Genomic DNA, 18,121 nt, shown 5'->3' with positions numbered 1-18,121 from the left:
CGTACGGCGGCCTGCATGGGCCGTCCGGGTGACGGCGCCCCTGGGCGGCCGACGTCGGCTCAGAAGAGGGCTGTGCCGGCGAAACGCAGGACCAGCTGGGGTGCTCCGGAGAGGGCGATGCCGAGGACGCCGGTGAGGGTGATCGCCGCCGTGAGAGGCCCGGGGAGGTGGTGCTTGACGGGCTCACCTTCAGGGGAGCGGAACAGCAGTGCCGTCCATTGGAGGTAGTAGAACAGGGCGATGACGACGTTGACGGCCATGACCACGGCGAGCCAGCCGAGTCCCGCGTCGACCGCCGCCGAGAACACGGTGACCTTGGCGAACAGGCCGATGATGCCCGGGGGCAGTCCGGCCAGGCACAGCAGGAAGAAGGCCAGCAGCAGGGCGGCGATCGGATTGCTCGCGTAGAGGCCGCGGTAGTCCGTGAGGCGGTTCGCGGACCTGGTTCGGCCCACCAGTGCGGCCATCGCGAAGGCTCCGAGGTTCACGGCGGCGTACATGAGGGCGTAGGCGACCGTGGAGCCGATCGAGTGCTCGGCGTTGTCGGAGTAGGCGGCCGCGGCGATCGGTACGAGGAGGTAGCCGGCCTGGCCGACCGACGACCAGGCGAGCAGCCGTACGGCGCTGTACGCGCGCGTGGCTTGCTGGCGCAGGGCTCCGACGTTGCCGACCGTCATGGTGAGTGCGGCCAGCACCGCGAGCGCGGGGCCCCAGACGTCGGCGTACGACGGGAACGCGACCACGGTGACGAGGATCAGGCCGGAGAAGCCGACCGCCTTGCCGACGACCGACAAGTAGGCGGCGATGGGCAGGGGCGCCCCTACGTAGGTGTCGGGGACCCAGAAGTGGAAGGGTACGGCGGCGGTCTTGAAGGCGAAGCCGACGAGGGTGAGGACGACGCCGGTCTGGGCGAGCGTGTGGAGCTGTCCGTCGACGTGCTGGATCCGGTCGGCGACCTGGGTGAGGTAGAGGGTGCCGGTGGTGGCGTACACGAAGCTGATGCCCAAGAGGCTGACGGCGGTCGCGGTGACCGACGACAGGAAGAACTTCAGGGCCGCTTCGGAGGACTTCTTGTCGCCGTGCCGGATGCCGACGAGGGCGAAGGCGGGCAGGGAGGCGACCTCCAGGGCGACGATGAGGGTCGCGAGGTCGCGGGAGGCGGGCAGGAGAGCGGCGCCGGCCGCGGAGGAGAGCAGCAGGAACCAGTACTCCCCTTCAGGGAGTTGTCTGTCGGCGTCTTTCAGTGCTGTCACCGACAGGAGGGCGGCGAGGAGGGCTCCGCCGAGGACCAGGAACTGGATGACGAGCGTGAAGCGGTCCGCTGTGTAACTGCACGCGTGTGTGCCGTTCACGCAGAAGGTGCTGCGGTCGCCGTCCAGGAGGGGCAGCAACAGGAGCGCGGAGGCGGCGAGGCCTGTGGCCGAGGCCCAGCCGAGGAGTGGCTTCCTGGCGTCGGCGACGAACAGGTCGGCGACGAGGACGACGAGTCCGACGACCGCCGTGAGGGTGGGCGGCGCAATGGCGAGCCAGTCGACGGACTGGACGAGACTCGCGGCCAGCGGCTGGGCCAGGGAGCTCATCGGGTGCCTCCTGAGAGGAGCTGCTGCACGGCCGGGTCGGTCAGGCCGAGGAGGGCCTTGGGCCACAGGCCGGCGGCGACGGTGAGGGCGACGAGCGGGGTCCAGGCCGCGAACTCGTACGTGTGGACGTCGGCGAGCTGCGGTGCTTCCTGCGGTACGGCGCCCATGCAGACGCGACGGACCACGACCAGCATGTACGCGGCCGTGAGGAGGGTGCCGAAGGCCGCGATCGCCATGAAGGTGAGGAAGGCCGGGCGGCTGAGGTCGCCGGCTGGCCTGAACGCGCCGAACAGGGCCAGCATCTCGCCCCAGAAACCGGCCAGGCCCGGCAGACCTAGCGACGCGACCGCGCCGAAGGCGAGCAGGCCGCCGAGGCGGGGGGCCTTGCCGTAGAGCGCGGCACCGGTCTCCTCGGCGAGGGTGTCGAGATCGGTGGTGCCCGTGCGGTCCTTCAGCGCGCCGACCAGGAAGAAGAGGAGGCCGGTGATGAGACCGTGGGCGATGTTGGCGAACAGGGCGCCGTTCACGCCGGTGGGGGTCATGGTCGCGATGCCGAGCAGGACGAAGCCCATGTGGCCGACGGAGGAGTAGGCGATGAGGCGCTTGAGATCGCCCTTCGCGCCCTGCTTGGCGAGGGCCAGACAGGCCAGGGATCCGTAGATGATCCCGACGACGGCGAAAGCGGCGAGGTAGGGCGCGAAGGTGTGGAGTCCGTCCGGCGCGATCGGAAGGAGGATCCGGACGAACCCGTACGTACCCATCTTCAGCAGGACACCCGCCAGCAGGACCGAACCGACGGTGGGGGCGGCGGTGTGGGCGTCGGGCAGCCAGCTGTGCAGCGGCCACATCGGCGTCTTGACCGCGAGCCCGATCCCGATCGCCAGAACGGCGATGACCTGCACGGATGCGGTCAGCGACCGGCCGTTGTCAGTGGCGAGTGCCACCATGTCGAATGTGCCGGCCTTGATCCCGATCAGGAGCAGGCCGAGCAACATGACAACCGAACCGAGCAGCGTGTAGAGGATGAACCGCCAGGCGGCCTGGGTCCGGCCCTCGCCGCCCCAGCGGGCGATGAGGAAGTACATCGGGATGAGCACCATCTCGAACGCGAGGAAGAACAGCAGCAGATCGAGGACGGCAAAGCTCGCAAGGGTGCCGGACTCGAGGACCAGCAGCAGTGCGACGAAGGCCTTCGGGGTCGGGCCCGCGGGCATTTTGAAGTACGAGTAGAGCGCGCAGAGGAAGGTCAGCAGCGCCGTCAGGACCAGAAGGGGGAGGGAAATGCCGTCGATGCCGAGGTGGATCCGCACGTCGAGTGCGGGGATCCAGCTGATGTCGGTCGTGGCCTGCATCTTCGACGGGTGGTCGTGGTCGAAGCCGAGCGCGAGGACGATCGCGGCGATGAGGACCGCGCCGGTCACGGTCACGCCGTGGCGGAGCACGGCCTGCTCGGGTGACTTCCCCTTCAGTCCGGGCGGGGCGGGCAGGAGAGCGGCGACAGCCCCGAGGAGCGGGCCGACGACGACGAATGCCAGAAGGAACTGCATCACGGACTCGTTGATATCGATCACGCCTGCTCACGCTCCCGTGGCGACGAGGAGGACGGCGACCGCCAGGACGACGGTGCCGGCGAGCAGCGCGCTCACATAGGTCTGCACATTGCCTGTCTGGGCGCGCCGTACGGCGGCACCGAGCAGGCGCGGTAGGGCGCCGGCGCCTCGTACGTAGGTCTCGACGACCTCGCGGTCCAGGAAGCGGACGAGGCTCGCTCCGGCCTGGACCGGGCGGACGAAGAGGGCCGTGTACACGGCGTCGAGGTGGAAGCCGACGGCTGCGTGCCGGTGCAGTGGGCCGAGCAGCAGTCGTCCCGGGTCCGCCGGGTCGGGCGCGTAGGCCACTCCCCCGTAGGCGGGCGTATGACTGGCGATGGCCTCGGCCTCGACGAGTCCGGCGTCGCCCTCGGGGTGGGCTGCGACCGCACCGAGCGGGACGCGGTAGGCGAGGGCGGTGGTGTGCCGCCAGGCCGCATAGGTGACGACGCCGCCGACCAGGGCCACGCCCGTGCCGAGCACGGAAGTGGTGAGTGTTGGGGTGAGGTCACGGCCGTCGAACCAGTCGGGCAGCGAGCGGTAGGCGAGCCCGCCGAGCGCGAGGGAGGGGACGGCGAGCACCCACAGCACCACGGTCATGGTCAGTGGCTGGCGGCCGTGGTCGGGGGCTTCGGCGCCCCGGCCGTGGAAGGCCAGCAGCCACAGGCGCATCGCGTACGCGGCGGTGAGTACGGCGGTGAGCAGGCCGGCGACGAGGGTGATCCAGCCTGCGGCGCCGGGGGCGTGCCCAGTGTGGCCGGTGGCTACGTGCTCGGCCGCGCCGAGGACGGACTCCTTGGAGAAGAAGCCGCTGAAGGGCGGGATCGCGGCGAGCGCGAGAAGCGCCACGGTCATCGTCCAGTAGGCGTCGGGGATGCGTTCGCGCAGGCCCCGCATGCGGGACATGGTGGCCAGCGAGTTTGTGCCGGCGGCGTGGATGATCACGCCGGCCGCGAGGAACAGCAGCGCCTTGAAGGCGCCGTGGGACAGGAGGTGGAAGACGGCAGCTCCGCCGTCGCCGACGGCGAGGGCGCCGGTCATATAGCCGAGCTGGCCGATCGTCGAGTACGCGAGGACGCGCTTGATGTCGTCCTGGGCGAGTGCGGCGAGACCCGAGCCGACCATCGTGACGGCGGCCATGACGGCGAGGACGACCATTGCGGCCCGGGAGGCCTCGAAGACCGGGAGGAGGCGGGCGATGAAGTAGACGCCGGCGGCCACCATCGTCGCGGCGTGGATCAGCGCGGAGACGGGCGTCGGGCCTGCCATCGCGTCGGGGAGCCAGGTGTGCAGCGGGAACTGCGCCGACTTGCCCGCCACCCCCGCCAGGAGCAGCAGGGCGATCAGTGTCGGGTGGTGGAGTCCGCCGCTCGCGACCGTGCCGAGGACCTTGGTGATGCGGAAGGAGCCGGCGTCGGTGGCGAGGGCGAACAGGCCGATGAGGAAGGGGACGTCACCGAGCTTGGTCACCAGGAAGGCCTTGATGGAGGCGGCGCGGGCCTCCGGGGTCTCCCAGTAGTGGCCGACCAGGAAGTACGAGCAGATACCCATGATCTCCCAGCCGACCAGCAGCACGATCAGGTCGCCGGAGTAGACGACGAGCAGCATCGCGGAGGTGAAGAGGGAGACGAGGGCGGCGTACGAGGGGTAGCGCGGGTCGTCGCGCAGGTAGCCCGTCGAGTAGATCTGCACGCAGGTGGCGACGACGCCGACCAGAACGGCGACGAGGGCGGCGAAGCCGTCGATGTGCAGGGCGAGTTCGATGGGGACCGAGCCGGTGGGCGTGAGCTCGGTGGCGGCGTCGATCGCCTGGTCGCCGCCCTGGCGCACGGCGACCAACGCGGCCAGCACGAGGGAGGCAAGAGTCGGCAGAACCGCGAGCGGGCGGACGAAACCGGGGGCCGTGCGGCCCAGGAGCAGGCCGGAGGCGGCACCCAGGAACGGCAGAAGGGGGACGAGGACGGCGAGGGTGGTCGTGGTCACGCGGCGGCCTCAGCCTTCCCGGTCTCTTCCGCCGTGAGGGCGTTGCCGTCGGGGCCGTCGCTCTCGTGGCCCTCGGCGCTGTCGCGAAGTCTGTCGATGTCCGAGGTACCGCGGTTGCGGTACACGGCGAGGACGATCGCCAGGCCGATGCCGATCTCGGCGGCGGCGATGGCGATGGTGAACAGGGTCAGGGCCTGGCCGGAGTGCAGGGTCTCCTGGGCGGCCTTGCTGAGCCAGACGTCGAAGGCGACGAGGTTGAGGTTGACGGCGTTGAGCATCAGCTCGACGGACATCAGGACCAGGATCGCGTTGCGGCGGGCAAGGACGCCGTACAGGCCGGTGCAGAAGAGGAGGGCGGAGAGTACGGCGGGATAGGCGAGGTGCATCAGCGGGCGCCTTCCTGCTCGGCCGGGCTGTTTCCCTCGATCGGGTGATTACGGGAATCAGGGACGGATGGGGAACCACCGGTTGCGGCCCGGGAGTTCACAGGGGGAGAGCTCATCTCCGCCTTCGCCTTGCGGGACAGGACGATCGCGCCGACCAGGGCGGCGAGAAGGAGGACGGAGAGGGCCTCGAAGGGGAGGACCCAGTTCTGGAAGAGGCTCGCTCCGGTGACGGCGGTGGAACCGGCGGCCGGGCCGTCGAGGTCGATCCAGGTCGTGCGGAAGGCGTCGACGACGACCCAGACCAGGGCGGCGGCCGCGGCGACGGCCACGGTGAGCGCGGCCCACCGGTTGCCGGAGTCGGCGTCCGGGGAGCGGCCGATCGGGGCCTTGGTGAGCATCAGACCGAACAGGAGGAGGACGACGACGGAACCCACGTAGATGAGGACCTGCACCCAGGCGATGAACTCGGCGGTGAGCAGGAGGTATTCGACAGCAAGGCCACCAAGGGTGACCACCAGCCACAGGGCGGCGTGCACCAGTTGCCGGGTGGTGACGGTGACCAGGGCTGCGCCGAAGGTGGCCAGGCCGACGAGGAGGAAGGCGATCTCGACACCGGTCGGGGAGAGGAAGCCGTGGGTGCCGGCGGCGGCCGTGGGCGCGTTGACGTGGGCTGCCGTCGCGTGAGCTGCCGTGGCGTGTGCCACCGTCGCGGTGGCTGCGATGAGGGTCACGACACGCCTCCCTCGGGTTCGGTCGGCCGGGCAGGCTCGGCAGGTTCGGTGGGCTCGGCCTGCGCAGCAGCGAGCTTCTCCGCGGTCTTGCGGGCGGCGGCGATCTCCTTGGGCTCCTCCGCGCCGGGGTCGAGGGCGGGCGGGGCCGGGACCGTCCACATCCACTCACGGAGCTTGTCGCGTTCGTGGGTGAGTTCGTGGATGTCGGTCTCGGCGTATTCGAACTCCGGGGACCAGAACAGGGCGTCGAAAGGACAGACCTCGATGCAGATACCGCAGTACATGCACAGGGAGAAGTCGATGGCGAAGCGGTCGAGGACGTTGCGGCTGCGTTCGCGGCCGCCCGGGGTGGCCGCCGGGACCGTCTCCTTGTGGGAGTCGATGTAGATGCACCAGTCCGGGCACTCCCGGGCGCAGAGCATGCAGACCGTGCAGTTCTCCTCGAACAGGCCGATGACGCCGCGGGTGCGGGGCGGCAGGTCCGGCTGGACGTCCGGGTACTGCTCGGTGACGCTCTTCCGCGTCATCGTGCGGAGGGTGACCGCCAGGCCCTTGGCCAGGCCGGAGCCGGGGATGCGGGACCGGGTGGGCGGGAGCCGCTCAGCCATCAGGAGATCACCACCTTGACGATGCCCGTGAGGGCGATCTGAGCGAGGGAGAGGGGAACGAGGAGGGTCCAGGAGAGTTTCTGGAGCTGGTCCTCGCGCAGGCGGGGATAGGTGACGCGGAGCCAGATCACGAGGAAGGCGAGGACGGCCGTCTTCAGCAGGGTCCAGACCCAGCCGAGGCCGTCGGCGCCCCAGGGGCCGTGCCAGCCGCCCAGGAAGAGGACGGTGGTCAGGCCGCACAGGACGATGATTCCGGCGTACTCGGCGAGGAGGAACAGGGCGAAACGCAGGCCGGTGTACTCGGTGTACGCACCGAAGATGATCTCCGAGTCGGCGACGGGCATGTCGAAGGGCGGGCGCTGGAGTTCGGCGAGACCGGCGACGAAGAAGACGATCGCGCCGACGATCTGCCAGGGCAGCCACCACCAGTGGAAGGCGTCCAGGATGCCGGGGAGGGAGACCGTGCCGGCCGCCATCGCGACGGAGGCGGCGGCGAGGAGCATCGGGAGTTCGTAGGCGAGGAGCTGCGCGGCGGTGCGGAGGCCGCCGAGGAGGGAGAACTTGTTGGCGGAGGCCCAGCCGGCCATGAGGGAGCCGAGGACGCCTACGCCCATCACCGCCAGGACGAAGAAGATGCCCGCGTCCAGGACCTGACCGACGGCGCCCTCGCCGGGGCCGATGGGGATGGCGAGCAGGACCAGGAGGTACGGGAGGAGAGCCACGGCGGGGGCGAGCTGGAAGATGCGGCGGTCCGCGCCCGCCGGGACGACGTCTTCCTTCTGCGCGAACTTCACGCCGTCGGCGACGAGTTGGGCCCAGCCGTGGAAGCCGCCGGCGTACATCGGGCCGAGGCGGCCCTGCATGTGGGCCATGACCTTGTGCTCGGTCTGGCCGACGATCAGGGGGAAGGTGAGGAAGACGACGAACACGATCAGGAGTCGCAGGGTGACGTCCAGAGCGTCGGTCACTGCGGGCCTCCTGCAGGGTCTTCGGGGTTCGCGGCCGGATCTTCGGCGGACGGATCTTCGGGGGTGGCGTGGGGGGACTTCTCGGCCGGGGCCTCCTTGGAGGAGGTCGGCCCGGAGGGGCTGTCACCGGGAGGTGTCTCGGCAGGGCCTGAACTCGCGTCGGAGTCGGCGGCAGCCCCAGCCGACGGTTTCGAGGAGGGTTCGGCTTCGACCGGCGGTTCGGCGACCGGCTCGGCAACCGGGCTCGGCTCAGCAGCCGGCTGCCGCTCGGGCACCGGGCTCGGCTCAGCCACCGGCTGCCGCTCCAGCACCGGGCTCGGCTCGCCCTCCGGGGCCGACTTCGAGTCCGCGCTCGGCTTCGTTTCCGGGCTCAGCTTCGTTTCCGCGCTCGGCTTCGTTTCCGCGCTCGGCTTCGTTTCCGGGCTCGGCTTCGTTTCCGGGCTCAGCTTCGTCCCATGCCTCGCTTCGGTCTCCGGGGTCGGCCCGCCCTCCGGGCCCGACTCGCTCTCAGGGCTCGGCTTGCTCTCCGGCTTCGGCTCACTCTCAGGCCTCGGCGCGGTCTCCGGCTCCTCGAAAGCCGGGCGGGCGTGGTGCCACGGGGCGTCCGAACTGCGGGGGGCGGGTGCCGGTCGGGTGGTTGGGCTCTGTGGCGACGGGGTCCGGGGGGACTGCGAGGCCGAGCCTTCGCTCGAGCTGCGTGTGCGTCGCGGCGTTGCCGCACCGGAGACACCCGACTGCCGGTCGGCCGCGGCACCCTCGGCCGGAGTCGACGCCGCCTGGCTCGCCGACCCTTCCGCGGCCGACCGCGCACGACGCGGCGCCGCCGGGGCATCGGCAGGCCCCGCATCCGCTGCCCCAGCGCGGGCACCCTCGCCCTGGCTCGCCGACCCTTCCGCGGCCGACCGCGCACGACGCGGCGCCGCCGCGGCATCGGCAGACGAGACTGGCGCCTCCGCCTGGCTCGCCGAGCCCTCCGCTGCCGAGCGTGCGCGGCGCACCGGGCGGTCGCCTGCGGTCCGCGCCGGGCGGTCGGCGGAGGGGCGGCCTGCGGCTCGGGTGGGGCGGGCCGGGGCAGCGGGGAGCTGGCCCTTCAGGGGGCCCCATTCGTTCGGGTCGGGGACGCCTGGGGGGAGCATCTGGCGGCGCTTGGGGCCGCCGTGGTCGGACTCGCCGGGTTCCTTGGCGCCCGGCCAGGCCTTGGCCACGCGGGAGGCCAGGACGAAGTCCTTGCGGAGGGGGTGGCCTTCGAAGGTTTCCGGGAGGAGGAGGTGGTCCAGGGCAGGGTGGCCCTCGAAGACGACGCCGAACATTTCGTGGGTCTCGCGTTCGTGCCAGGCCGCGCCCGCGTAGACGCCGACGGCGGAGGCCAGCGTCGGCGCCTCGTGCGGGACCGTGGTGCGCAGCAGCAGACGGCGTACGGGAGACAGACGGACGACGTGGGCCGAGACGCGGAAACCCGTGCCCGGTTCGTCGACCGCGCTCAGCCAGTCGAAGTAGGTGCACGACAGCTGGTCGCGGGCCACCTCCAGCGCTGCCGGCCAGGTCGCCGGCGGGACGTCGACCGTCAGGAGCTCGTACGACTCCTCGGCGGTGGCCCCCGTGCCGAAAAGCTCGTCGGCGGGGGCGGGGAGCCAGCCGACCGTGCTCATCGGTCCTCCCCCGAAGGAGACCCCGAAGACGAAGAGGAGTCGGGAGCCGATGGGGATCCGGCAGCCGGTGGCTTCACCAGGCCGCTTTGCAGGGCCGCCGCCGACGGGCGTGCCGGTCCGGTCCCGTACCGCTCCCCCAGCGACTCGCGGGCGATCTTCTCCTGGAGCTTCAGGATCCCCTGGAGGAGGGCCTCGGGGCGGGGCGGGCAGCCGGGCACGTAGACGTCGACCGGGATGATCTGGTCGACGCCCTTGGTCACGGAGTAGGAGTCCCAGTAGGGGCCGCCGCAGTTGCTGCAGGCGCCGAAGGAGATGACGTACTTGGGTTCCGGCATCTGTTCGTACAGGCGCTTCACGGCCGGGGCCATCTTGTCGGTGACCGTGCCGGACACGACCATCAGGTCGGCCTGGCGGGGGCCCGGTGCGAAGGGGATGACGCCGAGGCGGATGAAGTCGTGGCGGGCCATCGACGCGGCGATGAACTCGATCGCGCAGCAGGCGAGGCCGAAGTTGAAGACCCAGAGCGAGTACCGGCGGCCCCAGTTCAGGACCACCTTCATCGGCTCGGGGGCCAGGCGTGCGAGGGCGCCCAGCCGTTTCGGCTCCGGGAGGAGCACGGGCTGACCGTTGGTGTCCGGCGTCGTCACGTCCATGCCAGGACGCCCTTCTTGTATGCGTACAGCAGGCCCACGGCCAGGAAGCCGAGGAAGATGAACATCTCGACCAGCGTGGTCACGCCGTACCCATCTCCAGCAAACACCGTGGCCCAGGGGAAAAGGAAGATCGAGTCGACGGCAAAGATGACGTACAGGAAGGCGTAGACGTAGTAGCGGACCTGAGTGTGGGCCCAGCCCTCGCCCACCGGGTCGACTCCGCACTCGTACGTCAGGAGTTTCTCGGGGGTGGGGACCACGGGCCGCAGCAGTCGGCCGGCCCCGAAGGCGACCGCGACGAAGAGCACGCCGATGACGGCGAGCAGTCCGACGACCGAGTACGACTGGAAGTAGTCCGCCGCGACGACGGTCGGATCGGCGCCGGTCGATTCCCGCACGTCCGTACCCCTCGCTCCCTGCGACCTTGATGAACGCTGCTGTTCGACGATCTGTACGCACGGGAGTCTAGGCCCTGATAAAGACACGGTAAGCAGCCCGTCACCGCTTGAGACGTCCTTGAGATGCGGGGAAGCCGCCGAGGAGCTGCCGGGGTGGGGTTTTCCCCAGGGGACGGGGGCGGCCGACCTCATGGCGCGGGCGCGCGGCGCGCGGCACGCTAGCCCATATGACCGAACGACACGCGCGCCCGATGGGGGCCCCGGAAGGTGACGGCGACCGTCTGCCGCCTGCCCGTTTCGCCTACGACCGGCACACCTGGAAGGAGATCGCGCATCTGCTGGCGAACCTTCCGGTGTCACTGATCGGGTTCACCTACGTCGTGACGGTGCTGTTCACCGGATTCTGGCTGACCGTGACGGTGGTCGGGTTCCCGCTGCTGGCCGCCGGTCTGACGGGTGCGCGGCTGCTGGGCAGGATGGAGCGGGCGCGGGCCAGGAAGCTGCTCGGGGTGCGGGTGGACGAGCCGAGCCGACTGCCCGGACGCGGCGCCGGCTTCCTCCCGTGGCTGTGGATGAGGGTGAAGGACCCGGTGGGCTGGCGCACGGTGCTGTACGACTTCATCCGGCTGCCCTGGGGGATCCTGACCTTCGTCATCACGCTGACCTCGCTGTTCGTGCTGTGGCCGGTGCTGCCGTTCATCGCGCGGGGGCTGGCCAACGCCGACCGGGCGATGGTGCGCGGGCTGCTGTCGCCCTCCGACGAGCTGGAGCGGCGTATCGCGGAGCTGGAGTCGGACCGGGGGGTCGTGGTCGACACGGCCAACGCCGATCTGCGGCGCATCGAACGCGATCTGCACGACGGGGCGCAGGCCCGACTGGTCAATCTGGCGATGGGACTGGGCCTCGCCAAGGAGAAGCTCCTGGAGGACCCCGACACGGCGGCGGAGATGGTCGCGGAGGCGCACGGCGAGGTGAAGCTGGCGCTGCAGGAGCTGCGGGACCTGGCCAGGGGGATCCATCCCGCGGTACTCACGGACCGGGGGCTCGATGCCGCGCTGTCCTCGGTCGCCTCGCGCTGCACGGTGCCCGTGAAGGTGACGGTCGATCTGGCCTCACGGCCGGCCGCGGCCATCGAGGGCATCGCCTATTTCACCGTCTCCGAGCTGCTGCAGAACATCAGCAAGCACAGCGCGGCGAAGACCGCGTCCGTCGAGGTGTGGCGGGCGACGGACCGGCTGCTCATCCAGGTCGAGGACGACGGCCGCGGGGGCGCGCGCCTCGACGGAGGCTCGGGGATGCAGGGGCTCGCCGACCGGCTGGACGCCGTCGACGGACTGTTCGTCATCGACTCGCCGCAGGGCGGGCCGACCGTGGTCACGGCGGAGCTGCCGTGGCGCGACCGCGCTCCCGGTGAGAGGTAGGGAAAACCCCACTTCCAAGACGCCGACGGCCTCCATGGTTCGCGGACCTGCGGCGCAGCAGGGTGGGGGTACGGCGGGACAGCCGCAGCCGGACAGGGCGAACGGGACGAGCAGAACGGACGACGCCGATGGCCACGGAGTACGGACAGCCCTACGGGCACGACAGCGGGCTCGGGTTCACCGAGGGGACGCGGCGCCGGCTGCCGGCCGGGCTGCGGGCTCCCTTCGAGGGGCGCAGCTGGCGCGAGTTCGGCTATGTGCTGCTGAGCCTGCCGATCGGCATCATGCTCTTCGTCTACGCCGTCACGATGGTGTCGCTCGGGGCGGGTCTGCTGGTGACGTTCCTCGGCATTCCGGTGCTGGCGGCAGGGCTGGCCGGCTGCCGCGCCTTCGGGGCACTGGAGCGGGCGCGGGCGCGGGGGCTGCTGGGTCTCGAGGTGGCCGACCCGGAGCCGCTGCGGATGAGGAAGTCCGGCGTGATGGCCTGGATGGGGGCCGTACTGAAGAGCGGCACGTCGTGGCGGACGCTGCTGTACGCGCTGGTGCAGTTCCCGTGGTCGGTGTTCTCGTTCGTGGTCGCGGTGAACTTCTGGGCGTACGGGTGGGGGCTGCTGACGTATCCGCTGTGGTTCTGGCTCTTTCCGATGTACGGCGGTCAGGGCGGGCTTCAGCTGTACGGCGACGGCAGCCACAGCATCTACCTCGACAACCCCTTCGAGATCACTGTCACCGCGCTGGTGGGGCTGCTGTTCACACTGGCCACGCCGTGGATCGTGCGGGCGCTGACGATGGTGGACCGGGTGCTGGTGCACGGGCTGCTCGGGCCGTCGCGGCTGGCGACGCGGGTGGTGGAGCTGGAGTCGGACCGGGGCGTCGTGGTGGATACCGCGGCTGCGGATCTGCGGCGGATCGAGCGGGATCTGCATGACGGGGCGCAGGCCCGGCTGGTGGCGTTGGCCATGGATCTGGGGCTGGCGAAGGAGAAGCTGGCGGAGGATCCGCGGGCGGCGGCGCGGATGGTGGACGAGGCGCACGGTGAGGTGAAGACGGCACTGCAGGAGCTGCGGGATCTGGCGCGCGGGATTCATCCGGCGGTGCTGACGGATCGGGGGCTGGATGCGGCGCTGTCGGCGGTGGCATCGCGGTGCACCGTGCCGGTGCAGGTGGAGGTCGACCTGGCCGAGCGGCCGGCGCCTGCCATCGAGGGGATTGCGTACTTCACGGTGTCGGAGCTGCTGCAGAACATCAGCAAGCATGCGCGGGCCACGTGGGCTGCGGTGGATGTGTGGCGGGTGGAGAACCGGCTGATGGTGCAGGTTGTGGACAACGGGGTGGGTGGGGCGGATGCCTCCGGCGGGTCGGGGCTGGGGGGGCTTGCTGAGCGGTTGGATGCGGTGGACGGGATTCTGGTGGTGGATTCGCCGGTGGGGGGGCCTACTCGGGTGACTGCGGAGTTGCCGTGGCGGGGGGAGCGGGCGCTGGAGTGAGTGCCGGGGCGGTTTCGCCCCCACCGCCCTTACCCGTTCCCATCCCCAGGGGCTCCGCCCCCCCCGACGCCGCCAGGGGACTCCGCCCCCTGGACCCCCGATCGGCCTACGGCCTCGTCCTCAAACGCCGGACGGGCTGAAAGGCAGCGGCCGGAACCCGTCGTGTCGGGTGCGGAATCCCGTTGATTCCCGTTGGTCAGGGGCGGTCGGGTCCGAATGCTGGAATGCTGGACTACTGGCAGACGGAGTCGGGCTGGGGGGCCAGGGGATCGTGGAGGACAGGGTGCGGGTGGTCATCGCCGAGGATTCAGTGCTGCTCAGGGAGGGGCTGACCCGGCTGTTGACAGACCGTGGGCATGACGTGGTCGCCGGGGTGGGTGACGGGGACGCGCTGATCAAGACCATCACCGAGCTGGACGCGCAGGGTGAGCTGCCCGATGTCGTGGTCGCGGATGTGCGGATGCCGCCGACGCACACCGACGAAGGCGTGCGGGCCGCGGTGCAGCTGCGGAAGGCCCATCCGGGGCTCGGTGTGCTCGTGCTGTCGCAGTACGTGGAGGAGCGGTACGCCACAGAACTGCTGGCCGGTTCCAGTCATGGCGTCGGATATCTGCTCAAGGACCGGGTCGCCGAGGTCCGGGAGTTCGTGGATGCCGTGGTGCGGGTGGCCCAGGGGGGTACCGCGCTGGACCCGGAAGTGGTCGCGCAGCTGCTCGGGCGCAGCCGTAAGCAGGATGTGCTGGCCGGACTCACCCCGCGGGAGCGGGAGGTGCTGGGGCTGATGGCCGAGGGGCGTACCAACTCGGCCATCGCGCGGCAGCTGGTGGTGAGCGACGGCGCGGTGGAGAAGCACGTCAGCAACATCTTCCTGAAGCTCGGGCTGTCCCAGAGTGACGGGGATCACCGGCGCGTTCTCGCGGTCCTCACCTATCTGAACTCCTGACGGGCTGACACTGAGTCAGTAATTGCGCGTTCAGTCGTCGATTCACTGTCCGTCCAGGTCCGTCCACCCCTAGAACCGAACCAATCATGCGGAGCGTCTTCAAAGGGAGCGCCGGGGGGCGAGAAATCATGACAAGTCAGGGCGTCGCACCGTCTCAAAACTGTGTCCATGATGCGAATGGCCACAGGAAGGCGACCCTAACGGACGTAGGGTTGATTTTGGGAAGGCCTACGGGCAGGCCGGTCCCAGACAGCCGCCTCGAGGGAGGTCCAGTTCAGTGACCAGCCAGGTCAGCAGGACAGCGGAGCAGGCAGACGGAGCCGTCGTCGGAGAGCAGCGGGGGCCGGGCGGAACAAAGGACGTACGCAGGCTGGACCGGGTGATCATCCGGTTCGCGGGGGACTCCGGTGACGGTATGCAGCTCACCGGTGACCGTTTCACCTCGGAGACCGCGTCCTTCGGGAACGATCTGTCCACTCTTCCGAACTTCCCCGCCGAGATCCGGGCGCCTGCCGGGACCCTGCCGGGTGTGTCGTCCTTTCAGCTGCACTTCGCCGACCACGACATCCTCACCCCGGGCGACGCGCCGAACGTGCTGGTCGCGATGAACCCGGCCGCGCTGAAGGCGAACATCGCCGACGTGCCGCGCGGTGCGGAGATCATCGTCAACACGGACGAGTTCACCAAACGGGCGATGCAGAAGGTCGGGTACGCCGCCTCTCCGCTGGAGGACGGCTCTCTCGACGGGTACAGCCTGCACGAGGTGCCGCTGACCACCCTCACGGTCGAGGCGCTCAAGGAGTTCGACCTGACCCGCAAGGAGGCCGAGCGCAGCAAGAACATGTTCGCGCTGGGCCTGCTGAGCTGGATGTATCACCGGCCGACCGAGGGCACGGAGAAGTTCCTGCGGACCAAGTTCGCCAAGAAGCCCGAGATCGCCGAGGCGAACCTCGCCGCGTTCCGCGCGGGCTGGAACTTCGGCGAGACGACGGAGGACTTCGCGGTCTCCTACGAGATCGCCCCGGCCACGACCGCCTTCCCGACCGGGACGTACCGCAACATCTCCGGCAACCTGGCCCTGGCCTACGGGCTGATCGCCGCCTCGCGCCAGGCGGACCTGCCGCTGTTCCTGGGCTCGTACCCGATCACCCCGGCCTCGGACATCCTGCACGAGCTGAGCCGGCACAAGAACTTCGGTGTACGGACCTTCCAGGCCGAGGACGAGATCGCCGGCATCGGCGCGGCCCTGGGCGCGGCCTTCGGCGGCTCGCTCGGCGTGACGACGACCTCCGGCCCGGGTGTGGCGCTCAAGAGCGAGACCATCGGCCTGGCGGTCTCGTTGGAGCTGCCGCTGCTGGTCATCGACATCCAGCGCGGCGGGCCGTCCACCGGTCTGCCGACCAAGACCGAGCAGGCGGACCTGCTGCAGGCCATGTTCGGGCGCAACGGCGAAGCTCCCGTCCCGGTGATCGCGCCGCGCACCCCGGCCGACTGCTTCGACGCCGCGCTGGAGGCGACCCGGATCGCGCTGACGTACCGCACCCCGGTGATGCTGCTCTCCGACGGCTACCTGGCCAACGGCTCCGAGCCCTGGCGCATCCCCGAACTGGACGAACTCCCGGACCTGACCGTGCAGTTCGCGCAGGGACCGAACCACACCTTGGACGACGGCACCGAGGTCTTCTGGCCGTACAAACGCGACCCGCAGACCCTCGCCCGCCCCTGGGCGGTCCCCGGCACGCCCGGCCTCGAGCACCGTATCGGCGGCATCGAGAAGGAGGACGGGACCGGGAACATCTCGTACGCCCCCGCCAACCACGACTTCATGGTCCGCACCCGTCAGGCCAAGATCGACGGCATCGACGTGCCGGAGCTGGAGGTCGACGACCCGCACGAGGCGCGCACGCTGGTGCTCGGCTGGGGTTCGACCTACGGACCGATCACGGCGGCTGTACGGCGGCTGCGCACGGCCGGGGAGTCCATCGCGCAGGCCCATCTGCGCCACCTCAACCCGTTCCCGCGGAATGTCGGCGCGGTCTTGAAGCGTTACGACAAAGTGGTGATTCCCGAGATGAACCTCGGCCAGCTCGCCACGCTGATCCGGGCGAAGTACCTGGTCGACGCCCACTCGTACAACCAGGTGAACGGCATGCCGTTCAAGGCTGAGCAGCTCGCCACGGCTCTCAAGGAGGCCATCGATGGCTGAGACGTCCACGGAAGGCACGGGCACGATCGAGGCGCTCTCGCTCGTTCCCAAGGCCGAGGCCCGCCAGTCCATGAAGGACTTCAAGTCCGACCAGGAAGTGCGCTGGTGCCCCGGCTGCGGTGACTACGCGATCCTCGCCGCCGTCCAGGGCTTCATGCCCGAGCTGGGCCTGGCCAAGGAGAACATCGTCTTCGTCTCGGGCATCGGCTGCTCGTCGCGCTTCCCGTACTACATGAACACGTACGGCATGCACTCGATCCACGGGCGGGCGCCCGCCATCGCGACCGGGCTCGCCTCCAGCCGTCGGGACCTGTCCGTGTGGGTGGTCACCGGTGACGGAGACGCTCTGTCCATCGGCGGCAACCACCTCATCCACGCGCTGCGCCGCAACGTGAACCTGAAGATCCTGCTGTTCAACAACCGGATCTACGGCCTGACCAAGGGGCAGTACTCGCCGACCTCGGAGGTCGGCAAGATCACCAAGTCGACGCCGATGGGCTCTTTGGACGCGCCCTTCAACCCGGTGTCGCTGGCGATCGGCGCGGAGGCCTCCTTCGTCGCCCGCACCATCGACTCCGACCGCAAGCATCTGACCGAGGTGCTGCGCCAGGCCGCCGCCCACCCGGGAACGGCACTGGTCGAGATCTACCAGAACTGCAACATCTTCAACGACGGCGCCTTCGACGCCCTCAAGGACAAACAACAGGCCGAGGAGGCGGTGATCCGCCTCGAGCACGGGCAGCCGATCCGCTTCGGCAGCGACCTGTCCAAGGGCGTCGTCCGGGATGCGGCCACCGGTGATCTGAAGGTGGTCGAGGTGACGCCGGACAACGAGTCCCGGATTCTGGTCCACGATGCGCACGCCGAGTCGCCGACCACCGCCTTCGCCCTGTCCCGGCTGGCCGACCCCGACACCCTGCACAACACGCCGATCGGTGTGCTGCGGTCCGTGGACCGGCCCGTCTACGACACCCAGATGGCCGACCAGCTCGACGAAGCGATCGAACACAACGGCAAGGGCGACCTGGCCGCTCTGCTGGCCGGCGGCGACACCTGGACGGTCGTCGGCTGACCGATCCGTACATACGGAGGGCCCGGATGCGGCGGTGCGGCATCCGGGCCCTCGCTGTCGCAGGTCAGGGGTCGGAGTCGGATGTCAGGCGTCGGGGATGTCCTTCTTGGCGCGGATGAGGGTCTCTCGGCTGATCACGACAATGCGTTCGTAGTCGGCTCGGGCGGCGTCCTGGGGCAGGTGGGGGTCGAGGGCGGTCGTTGCTTCGGTCCCGATGACGGCGAAGTTTCCGTCACTGAGTTCGAACAGATCGGGGCAGGTCTCCTGGGTGTAGCTGCCTCTTTTACGAGGGGGATCGCCGAGGCGGCGCGCGATCCGGACGGACGTGAACTCGTCGTGCAACTGGGCCGTCCCCTCCCGGGGCTGATAGCCCCGCCTGAGCGGGGCGCAGCCGTTTTCGGCCCACCCCGTAAAACCCGTCGCACTTATTGATGTGCCGTGACACGC

Annotated in this window: 16 protein-coding genes; 5 read left to right on the top strand and 11 right to left on the bottom strand. The window is 70.0% G+C overall.

Annotated elements, in window-relative coordinates; genetic code table 11:
- Positions 1 to 59: 59 nt before the first annotated feature.
- From EDD92_RS27885 to EDD92_RS27840, 10 genes are read right to left on the bottom strand one after another with little or no spacing between them, the layout of a single operon-like run.
- On the bottom strand, positions 60 to 1,580 hold the full coding sequence (locus tag EDD92_RS27885) for an NADH-quinone oxidoreductase subunit N (protein WP_123966919.1): 1,521 nt from the start codon (positions 1,578 to 1,580) through the stop codon (positions 60 to 62).
- Positions 1,577 to 3,151 (bottom strand): NADH-quinone oxidoreductase subunit M, encoded by a 1,575-nt coding sequence (locus EDD92_RS27880; protein WP_123966918.1) that lies wholly within the window; start codon positions 3,149 to 3,151, stop codon positions 1,577 to 1,579. Before EDD92_RS27880 ends, EDD92_RS27885 begins: the two co-directional genes overlap by 4 nt.
- 6 nt (positions 3,152 to 3,157) lie before the next feature.
- The gene (locus EDD92_RS27875; protein ID WP_123966917.1) at positions 3,158 to 5,152 is read right to left on the bottom strand and encodes an NADH-quinone oxidoreductase subunit L; all 1,995 of its coding nucleotides are present in this window, start codon (positions 5,150 to 5,152) and stop codon (positions 3,158 to 3,160) included.
- Positions 5,149 to 5,538, bottom strand: a complete 390-nt coding sequence (gene nuoK, locus EDD92_RS27870; RefSeq protein WP_030945192.1) for an NADH-quinone oxidoreductase subunit NuoK — start codon at positions 5,536 to 5,538, stop codon at positions 5,149 to 5,151. Before nuoK ends, EDD92_RS27875 begins: the two co-directional genes overlap by 4 nt.
- Entirely contained in the window at positions 5,538 to 6,242 is a 705-nt protein-coding gene (locus EDD92_RS27865) for an NADH-quinone oxidoreductase subunit J (protein ID WP_123970577.1), read from the bottom strand. The genes nuoK and EDD92_RS27865 overlap by 1 nt, the downstream gene beginning before the upstream one ends.
- 23 nt (positions 6,243 to 6,265) lie before the next feature.
- Positions 6,266 to 6,877 (bottom strand): NADH-quinone oxidoreductase subunit I, encoded by a 612-nt coding sequence (locus EDD92_RS27860; RefSeq protein WP_123966916.1) that lies wholly within the window; start codon positions 6,875 to 6,877, stop codon positions 6,266 to 6,268.
- Entirely contained in the window at positions 6,877 to 7,845 is a 969-nt protein-coding gene (locus tag EDD92_RS27855; protein ID WP_123966915.1) for a complex I subunit 1 family protein, read from the bottom strand. The genes EDD92_RS27860 and EDD92_RS27855 overlap by 1 nt, the downstream gene beginning before the upstream one ends.
- Positions 7,842 to 9,494, bottom strand: a complete 1,653-nt coding sequence (locus tag EDD92_RS27850) for an NADH-quinone oxidoreductase subunit C (protein WP_123966914.1) — start codon at positions 9,492 to 9,494, stop codon at positions 7,842 to 7,844. Before EDD92_RS27850 ends, EDD92_RS27855 begins: the two co-directional genes overlap by 4 nt.
- Positions 9,491 to 10,147: an NADH-quinone oxidoreductase subunit B gene (locus tag EDD92_RS27845; RefSeq protein WP_123966913.1), complete on the bottom strand. Its 657-nt coding sequence runs from the start codon at positions 10,145 to 10,147 to the stop codon at positions 9,491 to 9,493. Before EDD92_RS27845 ends, EDD92_RS27850 begins: the two co-directional genes overlap by 4 nt.
- Positions 10,138 to 10,545 carry an NADH-quinone oxidoreductase subunit A gene (locus EDD92_RS27840; RefSeq protein WP_123966912.1) on the bottom strand — a complete coding sequence of 136 codons (408 nt, stop codon included), beginning with the start codon at positions 10,543 to 10,545 and terminating at the stop codon, positions 10,138 to 10,140. Before EDD92_RS27840 ends, EDD92_RS27845 begins: the two co-directional genes overlap by 10 nt.
- A gap of 227 nt (positions 10,546 to 10,772) precedes the next feature.
- Between EDD92_RS27840 and EDD92_RS27835 the strand changes: the two genes are divergently transcribed.
- The 5 genes from EDD92_RS27835 to EDD92_RS27815 all read left to right on the top strand — a co-directional run bounded on the left by EDD92_RS27835 (position 10,773) and on the right by EDD92_RS27815 (position 17,674).
- Entirely contained in the window at positions 10,773 to 11,966 is a 1,194-nt protein-coding gene (locus EDD92_RS27835) for a sensor domain-containing protein (RefSeq protein ID WP_123966911.1), read from the top strand.
- 128 nt (positions 11,967 to 12,094) lie between these two features.
- Positions 12,095 to 13,453 carry a sensor histidine kinase gene (locus EDD92_RS27830; protein WP_123966910.1) on the top strand — a complete coding sequence of 453 codons (1,359 nt, stop codon included), beginning with the start codon at positions 12,095 to 12,097 and terminating at the stop codon, positions 13,451 to 13,453.
- A gap of 283 nt (positions 13,454 to 13,736) precedes the next feature.
- Positions 13,737 to 14,396 (top strand): response regulator transcription factor, encoded by a 660-nt coding sequence (locus EDD92_RS27825; RefSeq protein WP_311736815.1) that lies wholly within the window; start codon positions 13,737 to 13,739, stop codon positions 14,394 to 14,396.
- Between the two features lie 277 nt (positions 14,397 to 14,673).
- A complete protein-coding gene (locus tag EDD92_RS27820; protein WP_123966909.1) occupies positions 14,674 to 16,602 on the top strand; it encodes a 2-oxoacid:acceptor oxidoreductase subunit alpha in 1,929 nt (642 codons plus the stop codon).
- On the top strand, positions 16,595 to 17,674 hold the full coding sequence (locus EDD92_RS27815) for a 2-oxoacid:ferredoxin oxidoreductase subunit beta (RefSeq protein ID WP_123966908.1): 1,080 nt from the start codon (positions 16,595 to 16,597) through the stop codon (positions 17,672 to 17,674). The genes EDD92_RS27820 and EDD92_RS27815 overlap by 8 nt, the downstream gene beginning before the upstream one ends.
- Before the next feature lie 84 nt (positions 17,675 to 17,758).
- On the opposite strand, the gene EDD92_RS27810 is transcribed toward EDD92_RS27815, so the two are convergent.
- Positions 17,759 to 18,016, bottom strand: a complete 258-nt coding sequence (locus tag EDD92_RS27810) for a hypothetical protein (RefSeq protein WP_030945221.1) — start codon at positions 18,014 to 18,016, stop codon at positions 17,759 to 17,761.
- Positions 18,017 to 18,121: the final 105 nt, after the last annotated feature.

Origin of the sequence: Streptomyces sp. TLI_185 (genome assembly GCF_003814765.1) — a bacterium.
Lineage (GTDB): Bacteria > Actinomycetota > Actinomycetes > Streptomycetales > Streptomycetaceae > Streptomyces.
The sequence above is the reverse complement of the archived record's forward strand: the minus strand, read 5'-3'. Positions and strand labels throughout refer to the sequence as shown.